Annotated in this window: 2 protein-coding genes; both read right to left on the reverse strand. The window is 75.5% G+C overall.

Going from position 1 to position 13,400, the window contains the following annotated elements:
- Window positions 1-28 precede the first annotated feature (28 nt).
- Entirely contained in the window at window positions 29-8,824 is an 8,796-nt protein-coding gene (locus ACQEVM_RS12905) for an amino acid adenylation domain-containing protein (RefSeq protein WP_433078072.1), read from the reverse strand.
- Complete coding sequence (locus ACQEVM_RS12910) at window positions 8,821-13,389, reverse strand: SDR family NAD(P)-dependent oxidoreductase (protein ID WP_433078074.1); 4,569 nt, start codon at window positions 13,387-13,389, stop codon at window positions 8,821-8,823. The genes ACQEVM_RS12905 and ACQEVM_RS12910 overlap by 4 nt, the downstream gene beginning before the upstream one ends.
- Window positions 13,390-13,400 lie beyond the last annotated feature (11 nt).

A 13,400-nucleotide genomic window follows, 5' to 3' on the forward strand; every position in this document is an offset into this window, starting at 1 on the left:
GGACCGACCGGCGAGGTGCCGGTCGGTCTCAGTTGGCCGGCGAGGTGCCGGAGCCGCCTCGCCGGCGGGCGGCGCGGCGCCTCTCGTGGTGCTGCCTGCGGTCGGTGACCGACTCGTCGGCGGTGGTGCCGGTGGTACTGGTGGTACCGGTGGGCGGTTCGGTGACGGCCTCCGGATCGGCCGGACGCGTCGCGGGACGCACCGGTGCCGGATCGGCCTCCGGCCGGTCGAGCAGGTCGGCGAGGTGGCGGATCGTCGGCCGGTCGAACATCTCGACCACCGACACCTCCCGCCCGAACTCCTCGGTGACCCGGCGCTGGACGCGGACGAGGTGGATGGACGTGGCGCCCGACTCGAAGAAGTTCGTGTCGATGCCCAACTCCTGCCCCTCCAGAACCTCCTGCCACAACGCGACGAGCCGGTCGACGGTGTTGCCCGTCGGACGTGCCACCAACACGGCCCGCTCGACGGGGGCCGGGGCCACCGCGGCCGGGACCCGTGCGGCCGGGACCCGTACGGCCACCTCCGGCGCGGTCGGCGCCGGGGCGGACGCCCGCGCGGCCAGCGCCTTGCGGTCCACCTTCCCGTTCGCCGACAGCGGCAGCGCGTCGATCACGCCGACCCGCTGCGGCACCATGTACCCGGGCAGCCGCGCGGCCAGTTCGGCGCGCAGCGCCGACGCCCGGTCCTGCGCGTCGTCCGCCGCCCCGGAGGCCGGGGCGCCCGAGGGCAGGCCACCCACCAGGGTGTGCAGCACGCTCTGGTCCTCCTCCAACCGCAACAGAGCGCGCAACGGCTCCGCGTGCACGTCACCGATCGGACAGAGCCCGACGCGACAGTCGGCGGCCCGCTGACGCAGCACTTGCGCCATCGCACCCGCCTCCAGCAGGCAGAACCCTTCGGACAGCTCGCCGTACACGGGTGTCACCGCGCGGTCGCGGGCGACCAGGTAGATCCCGAACCCGGCGCCCGCCACGAGCGCCCGGTTGGCCTCGGAGAACAGTTCCGGGGCCAGCGCCCGACCGGCGTCCGGAGCGTCCAGCGAGACCAGGGCCGGGCCCGCGGGGTCGAGGTAGTACACGCCCGCCGGGATCCCGGTGACCCCGCCCGGCGCCACCGCGAGGTAGGTCTGCACGGGGTACAGCCCGCCCGCCGAGCCGAAGGCGTACCGGGGCACGCCGTCGTCGTCCTGCCGGGCGAGCGCCGTCAGCAGCGCGTACACGTCGGCCGCGGGCACGGGGCCGGCGCCGAAGGAACCGGCCGCGCCCCGACCGGCGGCCGACGCCCGCAGGGCGAGGGTGTCGGCGGGCAGGACGAACGGGAGGATCTCACGGCCCGCGAGGTCGGCTCGACGGCCGGGCTGGCTCAATCGCCGCTCCAGCAGCCGGGCCTGCTCGGCTCCGAAGACACCCGACGCGCCCGCCTCCACGCCCGCTCCGACCGCGGTGTCCGACGGTCGGGCCGCGTCGAGGACCACGTAGGCCGCGAGGCGGGCGGCCGTGCCGTGGCCCTCGACCAGTGCCGCGGCCTCGCGCACCCCCTCGGTGCGCACCAGGGCCGCCTCGATCTCGCCCAGTTCGATGCGCATGCCGCGCACCTTCACCTGCGAGTCCTGCCGGCCGAGGAACTCCAGGTCGCCGTCCGGCAGCAGACGGGCCAGATCGCCCGTGCGGTAGAGCCGCTCCCCGGTCACGGGGTGCGTGGGGAACGCCCGCGCCGTCGTCTCCGGCGCGTTGCGGTAGCCCGCCGCCAGACCCACGCCGCCGATGAACAGGGCGCCGGGCAGTCCGGTCGGACGCAGCCGGAACGCGTCGTCCAGGACGTACATGGTCTGGTTCCGCATCGGCCGCCCGTACGGGATGCTCGACCGGTCCGGGTCGACGCGGTCGATCGGATGCAGCACCGACCAGATGGACGCCTCGGTGGCGCCGCCGAGACTGACGACCCGCGCCTTCGGGGCGACCTCCCGGACCTGGTCGGGCATGCCCACCGGGATCCAGTCCCCGCTGAGCATGACCAGGCGCAGGCTCTCCGCGGTGGCCGCGCCGTTGCCCGCCGTGTGGGCGAGCAGCATCTCCATGAGCGCGGGCACGGAGTTCCAGACGGTGACGCCGTGTTCGCCGACGAGCCGGTTCCAGCGCACCGGGTCGCGGTCCTCCCCGGGTCCCGCCAGCACCAGGGTGGCGCCGGCCGCGAACGTGCCGAACAGGTCGTACACGGACAGGTCGAAGCCGAGCGAGGACAACCCGAACACCCGGTCCTCGGAGGTCACCCCGAAGCGCTCGTTGATGTCGACGACGGTGTTCAGGGCGCCCCGGTGATCGGTCATCACGCCCTTGGGGTCCCCGGTCGAACCCGAGGTGTAGATCACGTACGCGAGGTCGCGGGGATCCGTCGCCACCGGTTCGAGCGCCGCGTCGCGGCCGGCGGACGCGAGGGCCTCGTCGAAGCGGACGACGGCGACGCCGTCCGGGACGCGCTCGTGGACGGACGCGGCCGGGGGCACGAGCAGGGCCAAGGCCCCCGCGTGCCGCAGCGAACCGGCGATGCGGGCCGCCGGCAGACCGTCGTCCAACGGGAGGTAGGCCGCCCCGATCCGGAGCACGCCGATGGCCGAGGCGATCTGCTCCCAACCCCGGTCCGCGATCACCCCGACCACGTCGCCGGGGCGGACCCCGGCCGCGCGAAGGGCATGGGCGACGGCCCGGGAGGCCTCCTCCAACCCGCCGTAGGTGACGGTGCCGTTGGCGGCGATCACGGCGGTACGGCCGGGCGAGCGGCGGGCCCGGTCGAGGAACGGCTCGTGCAACAGGCCTTCCGGGAGCGGCCCGTCGGTGGCGTTGAGCACCCGGTACCGGGCGACCTGGTCGTCGGGGAGCACCTCGCGGTGCGGGTCGATCCAGGCGTCGGCGTCCGTCGCGAGCGCGGTCAGCAGCCCGGTGTACGCGCCGAACATGTCGTCCAGCGTCCCCGGCGCGAACAGCGCCTCCACCGCGTCCCAGGTGAGCCGCAGCCGACCCTCGTCCTCGCTGATCTGGTGGTCGAGCCAGACCTGCGGCGTCTGGGTGATGGTGTGCGCGACCCGGGCTCCGAGCCCGGCCGGCGGGGTGCCGCCCGCGTCGGCCGCGCCGAGTTCGCTGGTGAACACGACGGGCATGGCCGCCGCGGCCACCCCGCGCCGGCGGGCCAGTTCGCCGGCCACGCGCACGCCGCTGACGAGCTGGTGGTCCAGGTCCTCCCAGAGCCGCTCCTGCACGGCGCGGGCCCGCTCCTCGAAGGAGCCGCCCGTCGCGCGGTCCACCTCCAGCAGGCTGAGCGCGGTGAAGTCGCCGACGAGCGTGTTCAGTTCGGGATGGTCGCCGACCCGGTTGAAGAGCGTCAGGTTGAGCGTGAAGCGGTCGCTGGACGACCAGGTGCCGAGCACCGTGGCGTACGCGGCGAGGGCGAGCGCCGACGGCGTGATCCGGGCGGCGGCGGCCCGCGCCTTGAGCCGGGACCACAGCTCGGCCGGGAGGTGCGCCTCGCGCCGCCGGAAGCGGGTCTCGGCCAGCTCCCCGAGCTGCTTGACGAGCGGCAGCGGCGGCGCGGGCGGCAGGGTGTCCAGCCGCTCGCGCCAGTAGGCGAGGTCCCGCTCGTGCCCGGGCCCGGCGCGTCGGGCCTGCTCGGCCATGACGTAGTCGCGGAAGGACAACTCCATGGGGCGCGGAGCGAGTTCGCCCCGGTAGACGGCGAGCAGCTCGCGCAGCAGGATCTGTACGCTGCCGCCGTCCGCGATGAGCGTGTCGATGCTGAAGTGCAGCCGGGCCCCGCCGCCGTCGGTGTGGCTCGCCCGGATCTGGAACAGCGGCCAGGTCTCGGCGGGCAGCACGTGGTGGGACATCGTGTCGCGGATCGCCAGCAACCGCGCCTCGCGCTCGGCGGCCGGCAGCGCCCGCAGGTCGGCGCGCTCGATGCGGTAGTCGGGCACCTCGGGGAGGATGCGTTGGGTGCCGTCCGTGTCGACGACCAGGCGCAGGGCGTCGTGGCGTCGGACGAGGGACCGCCAGGCGCCTTCGAGACGGTCCAGGTCCACGTCGTCGACATCGAGCTCGACGAACAGGTGGCAGGACACGTCTCCGCCGACGGCGCCGCTGCGGCCGATCCAATAGGCGCGCTGCACCTCGGTGAGGGGGAACGGTTCGTGCCGGGTCGCCGGATCCGGCAGCAGCGCCGCCGGTCGCTCCGACCGCTCCGTGTCGTCGGCGGGGTCGGCCGTGCCGTCCACCTGCGCGTCCACGCCGCGGGCCAGGGCCGAGACGGTCGGCGCCTCGAACAGGGTGCGCAGCGGGAGCCGGGTCGAGAACGCGCGCCTGATCCCGGCGACGACCTGGGTGGCGAGCAGCGAGTGCCCGCCCAGCTCGAAGAAGTCGTCGTGGACGCCCACCCGTTCGATGCCGAGGGCCTGCTGCCAGATGGCCGCGATCCGCTCCTCGGTGGGGGTGGAGGGCGCGACGTACGCGCCGCCGGCGGAGCGGTCCGTGTCGGGCGCCGGCAGCGCTCCCCGGTCCACCTTCCCGTTGCTCGTCAACGGCAGCGCGTCCAGCACGACGAACCGCGAGGGCACGAGGAAGCCGGGCAGCCGGGCGGCCAGTGCGGCGCGCAGGTCGGCCGTCGCCGGAGGGGAGTCCGGGGAGTCGGGCACCACGTACCCGATCAGGGACGCCCGGGCCGTGCCGAGCCCGTGCGCGGTCACCACGCTCTGGCGGACGCCGGGCACGGCGGTCAGCGCGGCCTCGACCTCGCCGGCCTCGATCCGGAATCCGCGGATCTTGAGCTGGTCGTCGTTGCGGGCCAGGTACTCCAACCGGCCGTCGGGCCGCACCCGGACGACGTCACCCGTGCGGTACAGGCGGGCGTCGTCCGTTCCCGTGCCGTCGGGGCGGGATGCCGCGGCGGGGTCCGGCACGAAGCGCTCGGCCGTGAGTTCCGGACGCCCGAGGTAGCCCGCGGTCACGCCCGCGCCGCCGATGTACAGCTCGCCGGGCACGCCGACGGGCGTGCGGCGGCCGTGTTCGTCCAGGACCCGTACGGTCGTCCCGGCGATCGGGCGGCCGATGGTGACGGCGCCCCGCACCGGGTCCACGGTGTCGCTGGTGGACCACACGGTGGTCTCGGTCGGCCCGTACATGTTCAGCAGCGTGCCGGTGAGGTGCTCGTGCAGCCGGCGCGCGAGGTCCGCGTCCAAGGCCTCCCCGCCGAGGAGGAGTCGACGCAGCCCGCCGAGCGCCCCGGCGTCCGGCTCGTCCAACAGGACGCGTGCCAGGGACGGGGTGCACTGGAGGTGGGTCACGCCGTGGGCGCGGATCAGCGAGGTCAGCGGGACCTCTTCGGCCTCCGCGGGGCCCGGGTCCCCGGACCCCGTTGCGAGGGACGCCGGGTCGGACCGGTGCAGCGCCGCCGAACGCAGCGCGGCCAGGCCGGTGAGCGCGCGGAGCGCCGCGTCCGGCTCGACGCCGAAGTCGACGAGGCAGGCGACCTCGTCGACGCCCGCGCCCGCGAGCCGCCCCAGGAGGGGCAGCCGGTCCTCGACGGTTCCGATGAAGGAGCCGTCGGTGAGGTAGCGGGCCGCCGCGTGGTCGAGCAGGGCCTCCTGGTCATCGGCGCTGAAGTCGTCGGCGCGTACGTCGATGCCGAGGGTGGCCGCCATCTTCTCGATCAGTCCGACGGAGGACCGCAGGTAGTCGCGGAACGGCTGCCGGGCGTGGGCCCGGACGTCCTGCGCGTCGTCCCCGATGAACGTGTGCAGCATCAGCGTCACGTGCGGCTCGCCCGCGTGACCGGCGCTCCGCCAGGCCTCGCGGTAGATCGCGATCCGCTCGGTCAGTTCCTCGACGCTCTGGCCGAGCAGGTGCGTGAGCAGCCGCGCGCCGATCTCCCCGGCCTTGCGGCAGGTCTCGGGATTGCCGGACGAGGTGAGCCAGAAGGGCAGTTCGGGCTGGACCGGACGCGGCATGACCGCCACGTCCACGCTCCGACCCGAGGGCCCCTCGAAGGCGACCCGGTCACCGCGCCACAGCCGCCGCACCTCGTCGATGCCCTCGACCATGAGCTTCTGCCGGTCCTCGTACGCGTCCTTGGCGAGGACGAAGTCGTCCACGTGCCAGCCGGAGGCGAAGGACAGACCGACCCGGCCCCCGGACAGGTTGTCGACGACCGACCACTCCTCCGCGACCCGGACGGGATGGTGCAGCGGCAGCACCACGCTGCCGGCCCGGATCCCGATCCGTTCGGTGCTCTGCGCCAGGGCGGCGGCCAGCACCGACGGCGCGGGATAGGACCCGCCGAACGCGTGGAAATGCCGCTCCGGAAGCCACACGGAGCTGAAGCCGTGCGTGTCGGCGAACCGGGCGCCCTCCATGAGGAGCCGGTACTGGGCCGGCCCCGGGGCGTGCGCCTCGGAGTCGCTGGAGAAGTAGAAGAGGCTGAACTCCGGTACGACGGCGGGCGCGACCGCGGTCTGCGCCGGCCCCTCGGCCCGGCGCGCGACGACCCCGGAGGTCGCCGCGTCGGGGCTCACCACCACCCGGTGACCGCGACTGATCGTCCACAGCAGTTCCAGCACGGAGATGTCGAAGGAGACGCTGGTGACGGCGAGCCAGGTGATCGGCTCGGCGTCCGCCCCGACCGCACCGGGCGCGTCGTCCCGGCCCGTGACGATCCGGTCCATCGCCGCGAGGAACGCCGTGAGGTTGCGCCGGAGCACCACCACGCCCTTGGGCCTGCCGGTGGAGCCCGAGGTGTGGATGACGTACGCGGGGGCCTCCGGGTCGTGCGACCCGCCGTCGGCGGCGGGCGCGGGCGGCCCGGTGTCCGTGTCGGCCGCGTCGAGGTCGAGCAGCGGCGCCCCGGAGGGCACGGCGTCCCGGGTCCCGGCGTGCACCAGCACGGCCGAGGGGGAGGCGTCCTCCAGGACGAAGCGGATCCGCTCCGCCGGATAGCCCGGGTCGAGCGGCAGGTACGCGGCACCGGCCCGGAGCACGGCGAACAGCGCGGCGACGAGATCGGCGCCGCGCCGCAGACAGACGCCGACCCGGTCCCCGGGTCGGACGCCCGCGGCCGACAGCCGGGCCCGGATCTCCTCGATCCGCGCGTCGAGCGCGCCGTAGGCGAGCACCGGCCCGTCGGGGTCCGAACCCGCCGACAGGGCCGGGGCGTCCGGCCGTTCGCGCACGGCGCGGGCGAGGGACACGAGCACGTCCTCGGCGTCCGCGGGCAGCGGTCCGCCGTCGCCGGCGAGCGCCGACAGCGCCTCCTCGGCGGGAGTGAGCGCCAGCAGCTCCGAGAGCCGCAGCGAGGGGTCGGCCGTACCGCGGCGCAGAACGCGCTCCAGGGTCTCGGTCCAGGACCGCACGGTGTCCGCGTCGAACAGGTCGGCGCTGAACTCGCACACGCCGGTGGTGACGTCCGCCGCGCGGGCGAGTTCGAGACTGAGGTCGGTGCGACACAGCCCGTTGTCCAGGTCGACGAGTTCGACGGCCACGTCGGGCAGCGAGATCACGGGCTCGGGCACGTTGCGATAGCCGAACTGCACCTGGTAGAGCGGCGCGTGGCTCAGGTCACGGTCAGGGCTGAGGTCGCGGACCAGCCGCTCGAAGGGCACCTCGGCGTGGGCGAGGGCGCCCAGCGCGGTCTCCCGGGCCCGGCCGACGAGCTCACCGAACGTGGGATCCCCGGCCAGGTCGGTGCGCATCACCAGGGTGTTGATGAACATTCCGACCATGCCGCCCAGTTCGGGACGGTCCCGACCGGCCGTGGGCACGCCGACGACGACGTCCTGCTGCCCGGAGTGCCTCATCAGCACCGCCTGCCAGGCGGCGAGCGTCACCATGAAGGGCGTGGCCCGAGCCTGTCGGGCGGCCTCCTCGATGCCCTCCGTCAGCTCCCGGTCCAGGGTGAGGTGCACCCGACCGCCGCGGTGCGTGGGTGTGGCGGGGCGCGGACGGTCGGTGGCCAGGGAGAGCAGCGGAGGGGCGTCGGCGAGCCGCTCGCGCCAGTAGTCGAGCGGTCGCGCCAGCGCCTCGTCGGTGAGCTCGACGCGCTGCCGCGCCGCCCAGTCGCCGTACTGGACGGGCAGCGGCCCGGCCCCGCCCTGCGGGCCGCCGGCGCCACCGGACAGGGCGTCGCGGAACGCGCGGTAGCCCGCGCACAACTCCTCCACCAGGACGGCGCGGGACCAGGCGTCGCCCACCATGTGGTGGTTGACCACGACCAGCAGGGCGCGGTCGGGGGCGGAGCGGATCAGCACCGCCCGGAAGAGCCGCTCGCCCTCCAGGTCGAAGGGCCGGCGGGCCTCCCGCTCGGCCGACTCCCGCTCGGCGGCGTCCGTTCCGCCTGCGGCACCGGGATCGAGGTCCACCACCGTCAGCACCGGTTCCGACCCGGGCCCCGAGACCGGCGCCGGGTCCAGGACCCGCTGTACCGGCCGTTCGCCCGAGGGGTCGACGACGGTGCGCAGCGCCTCGTGTCGGACCACGAGGCCGTTGAGCGCCGCGTCCAGCGCCGCCCGGTCCAGTGGACCGGTCAGCCTCAGCGCCACGTACTCGTTGAACACCCCGAGTCCCGGAGTGAGTTGATCGAGGAACCACAGTCGTTCCTGGCCGAAGGAGAGCGGCGCGGGAGCGTCCGCGTCCCGTCGCGGCGTCACCGGCACGGCGACCGGGGCGCTCTGTCCGGCGGTGTTGCCCCGGGTGCGCGCCTCGAACCTGGCGCGCTGTTCCGGAGTGAGCCGGGCCAGGCGCTCCGCGCGTCCGGCGTCTGCCGGGGGGCGGCCTGCTGAGTCGGTCACTGGTTCTCCAGATCGGCGAGAATACGGTCTTCGATGTCCACGGCGAGATCGGCCACACGGCCGCCCTCGAAGAAGGCCCGGGCGGGCACGTCCACCCCGAACTCGGCGCGCAACCGCGCCACGACCTGCGCGGCGAGCAGCGAATGACCGCCGAGGTCCAGGAAGTCGTCGTGGATGCCCACCCGGTCGATGCCGAGCATCTCGCCGTAGATCTCGGCGAGGCGTTCCTCGGTCGGTGTGCCCGGCGCGGTGTAGGCGGTGGCCAGTTCCGGGCGCGGCAGCAGGGTGGTCGAGGGGCGGGCGACGGCCGGTTCGGCGGTCAGCCGCAGCGTCCCGTCGTCCGTGACCTCCGCGCCGGCGCGGGCCACCACGCCCTGCCCGCCGGGGCCTTCGAGCAGCGCCGCGAACGCGCGTGTCCCCTGGGCGGGGGTGAGGGCGCCCGCGAGCATGCGCTCCTGGAGGGCGCGCAGGTCGGCCGGGACCTCGGCTTCGCTCGCCATGCCGACCGAGGCCCACATGTCCCAGTTCACCGTGATGACGCGCCGTTCGCCGCGCGCGTCCTCGGCTTCGCCGGCCGCCGCGAGGTAGGCGTTGGCCGCCGCGTAGTCGGCCTGCCCGTACGTGGGCACGAGGGTGGCCAGCGAGGAGCAGAGCAGCAGCGTGCCCGCCTCGCCGGGCCGCAGGGCGGCGAGCAGGTTGCGGATGCCCGCGGTCTTGGGGGCGAACACCGCACGGGCCTCGTCGTCGTCGCGCAGTTCCACGGAACCGCCGCCGGGGACGCCGGCCGCGTGCACGACGCCGTCGATGCCGCCGAAGGTCTCGCGCACACGGTCCAGCGCCTCGGCGAGGGAGTGCGCGTCGGCGACGTCCGCCCGCAGGCAGAGCACCTCGGTGCCCCTCGCCCGCAGGTCCCCGACGAACTCCGCGGCGGGCCCCCCGTCCTCGTCGGTGACCGGGTGGCGGCCCAACAGGGCGATCCGCGCTCCGGCCGTACGGGCCAGATGGCCGGCCAGCGTACGACCGATGCCGCCGAAGCCGCCGGTGACGACCCAGACCGCGCCGGGCGCGGACCCGGCGGACGGCGTCGGGCCGGCCGGCCGGGCGGGCTCGACGGCGCGGGTGAGCAGGTCGGCGCCGCGCAGCGCGAGCAGTCGGGCCGGGGCGGCGACGACCGCGCGGAGCACGTCGAGGGCCGAGTCGGCGTCGAGCTTGGCGCCCGGGGCGAGGTCCACCTGGGCGCACCGGAGGTTGGCGTACTCCTCGGGCAGCACCTGCACCGGGCCGCTGAGCAGGGCCGCCGCGGGGTCGGGGCGCTCGCCGTCGAGGACGCGGAACGCGCCGGCCGTGAGGACCCCGAGGCGCACGTCGTTGACGACACTCGCCTCGGTCATGGCGCGGGCCAGCCGGACCAGCCCGAAGTACCCCTGTGTCCCGTGGTCGTCGGCGGCGGGCGCGAGGCCCCAGCCGTGGACGATCGCGGTGGGGGTGCGGACCAGCCCGCGCAGGTCGGCCAGCAGCTTCGCGTACTGGCTCGGGTCGCCCGGGTCGATCTCGTACACGCCGCGGCGCACCCGACGGTACTCGGGGCCGGGCCGCACGACGGTGACGATCTGTCCCCGCGCCGCGATCAGGTCGATCACCGGCTGCGTGGCGCCCTCGGCGTCGCACAGGACCAGCCAGGTCTGGCGGCGCGCGAACGGGTCGGCCGGCACCTCGACCCCGGCGCCCAGCGGACGCCACGCGATGCGGGCGTGCACCGCGTCGGCCTCCGATGCCCCGGCCGTGGCCGGCGCGGTGGCCGGGGACGCTGCGCTCGCCGTCGGGGCGGCCGGGCCGGGCTCGATCCAGTGCGGCAGCCGCTCGAAGGGGTAGCCGGGCAGGCCCGTGAGGTGCGCGTCGACTCCGGCGGGCTCCCAGACGACGGGGGCGCCGTGGGCCCACAGCCCGGCGAGGGAGAGGACCGCGCTCGCCGGTTCGTCGTCGGCCGAGCGGCGCCCCCGCGAGGGCAGCGGCGCCGGTGCGATCCGGGGTGCTCCGGTCCGGGCCGCGGCGGCGCCCTCGACGGGGCCCGCGCCCGCGGAGCGGACCAGGTCGGTGAGCACGCTGCCGGGGCCGCTCTCCACCAGCACCAGGTCCTCGTCCAGGGCGAGGAGCCGGCCCAGACCCTCGTGGAACCGCACGGGGGAGAGCATCTGCCGGGCCCAGTAGGCCGGGTCGCCGGCCTGCTCCGCGGTGATCCAGTCGCCGGTGACCCCGGAGAGGAAGGGGATGCCCGGTGCGTGCAACGGCACGGCGGCCAGCTCCTCGGCGAACCGGGCGGCGGCCGGCCCGCACGGGGCGCCGTGGAACGCCCGGTCGACGGGCAGGCGCAGCGCGCGCACGTCCCGCTCGGCGAGCGCGGCGGCGGCCCGCTCGACGGCGTCCGGCGTTCCGGACAGGACGGTGGCGGCCGGGCCGTTGACGGCGGCGAGGTCCAGCCCGTGGGCGGCGGCGATCCCCGCCGCTTCCGCCTCGCCCAGGGGCAGCGCGAGCATGGCGCCCGGCGGCATCTCCTCCATCAACCGGCCCCGGGTCGCGACCAGCGCGAGCGCGTCCGGCAGCGCGACGACCCCCGAGAGCAGGGCGGCGGTGAACTCGCCGAGGCTGTGACCGAGCAGCGCGGTCGGGCGGACGCCCCAGTGCGCCCACAGCCGGGACAGGGCGTACCCCAGGGCGACCACGGCGGGCTGCACGATCGAGGTGCGGCGCAGTTGATCCGCGTCACCGTCCCGCAGCAGCTCCGTCAGGTCGGCGCCGAGGTGCGGGCGCAGGATCCGCGCGCACTCGTCGAGCGCCTCGCGGAACACCGGGTGCGCGCGGTACAGGCCGTCGGCGAGGCCCGGTACGAGGGCGGCCTGCCCCGGCAGCAGGAAGGCCACGGGCGCGTCGCTGCGCCCGGTGCGGGCGCCCACGCGGTCGCGGCGGTCGCCGCCGCGCAGGGCCGCGACGGCCCCGGCGGTGTCACGGGCGAGGACGACCCGGCGGTGCGAGAGCCGGCGCCGGCCGTCGCGCAGGGTGCGCGCGACGTCGGCGAGGGCGAGTTCGGGGTGCGCGGCGAGGTGGTCGGCGAGCCGGGCGGCGACACTGTCGAGCGCGGTGGAGGTGCGTGCCGACAGCGGCAGCGCGACCGGTACGTCGGCCCGCGCCCCGGCCGGCGCGTCGCCGGCCGTCGCGGGCGCCTGCTCCAGGATGACGTGGGCGTTGGTGCCGCCGATCCCGAAGGCGCTGACGGCGGCCCGCCGCGGACCGTCGGTGACGGGCCAGTCGGCGAGGTCGGTGGGCACGAAGAACGGACTGTCCGACAGCCCCGCGCCGGGTGCCGCGGCGTCGACGTGCAGGCTGGCCGGGATCCGGCCGTGGCGCAGTGCCTGTACGGCCTTGATGAAGCCGGTGATCCCGGCCGCGGTGTCCAGGTGGCCCAGGTTCGACTTGACCGAACCGAGCCCGCACCAGGCCCCGGGCGCGGCGTCCGGCCGGTCGTCGGCAGCCCGGTAGGCGGCGGTGAGGGCCTCGATCTCGATGGGGTCCCCGATGGGCGTGGCCGTGCCGTGGCCCTCGACGTAGCCGATGCTGCGCGGGGCCACGTCCGCGACGGACAGCGCCTCGCGGATCACGGCGCTCTGCCCCCTCACGCTCGGCGCCGTGTAACCGGCCTTGTCGGCGCCGTCGTTGTTCACGGCCGAACCGAGGATCACCGCGTGCACGCGGTCCCCGTCGGCCAGCGCGTCGGCCAGCCGCTTGAGGACGACGACGCCCGCGCCGTTGCCGAAGACCGTGCCGGCCGCGTCCGCCCCGTACGGCTTGCAGTGGCCGTCGGCCGACTCGATGCCGCCCTCCACCGGCAGGTAGCCGGAGCGGTTCGGCACGGTGACCGTCACACCGCCCGCGAGCGCCATGTCGCACTCCTGGGAGAGCAGGCTCTGCACGGCGAGGTGCACCGCGACCAGCGAGGTGGAGCACGCGGTCTGCACGCTCACCGCCGGACCGCGCAGATTGAGCTTGTACGCGGCCCGGGCCGCCAACTGGTCGGGCTGGTTGCCCTGGAACAGCAGCGGCACACCCAGCTTCTCCCGCAGATCGGTGCGGGGGAGCAGGTTGTGGATGAGGTAGGTGCTCAGCAGCGAACCCGCGTACACCCCGATCGGCCCGGCGGCCCGGTCGGGGTCGCACCCGGCGTCCTCCAGGGCGGCCCAGGCCGTCTCCAGGAAGACGCGCTGCTGGGGGTCGATGACCGAGGCCTCCAGGGCGCCGTAGCCGAACAGCGTCGAGTCGAAGCCGGCGACGTCGTCGAGGACGCCCTTCGCGGGCACGTAACGCGGGTGGGCGTACTCGGCCTCGGCGACCCCGTCGGCGCGCAGCTCCTCGACGGAGAACCGACTGACCGCCTCGGTGCCCGCCGCCAGCAGCTCCCAGAGCGCGTCGACGGAATCGGCTTGGGGGAACCGGCCCGCCATGCCGACGACGGCGATCCGGCCTTCGACGTCGGCCCGGTCATCGGGTTCCGGCAGAAGCTGCTGTGCGTTCAAGGTGTTCTCCG

This window comes from Streptomyces sp. CA-243310 (assembly GCF_050936775.1).
GTDB lineage: Bacteria > Actinomycetota > Actinomycetes > Streptomycetales > Streptomycetaceae > Streptomyces.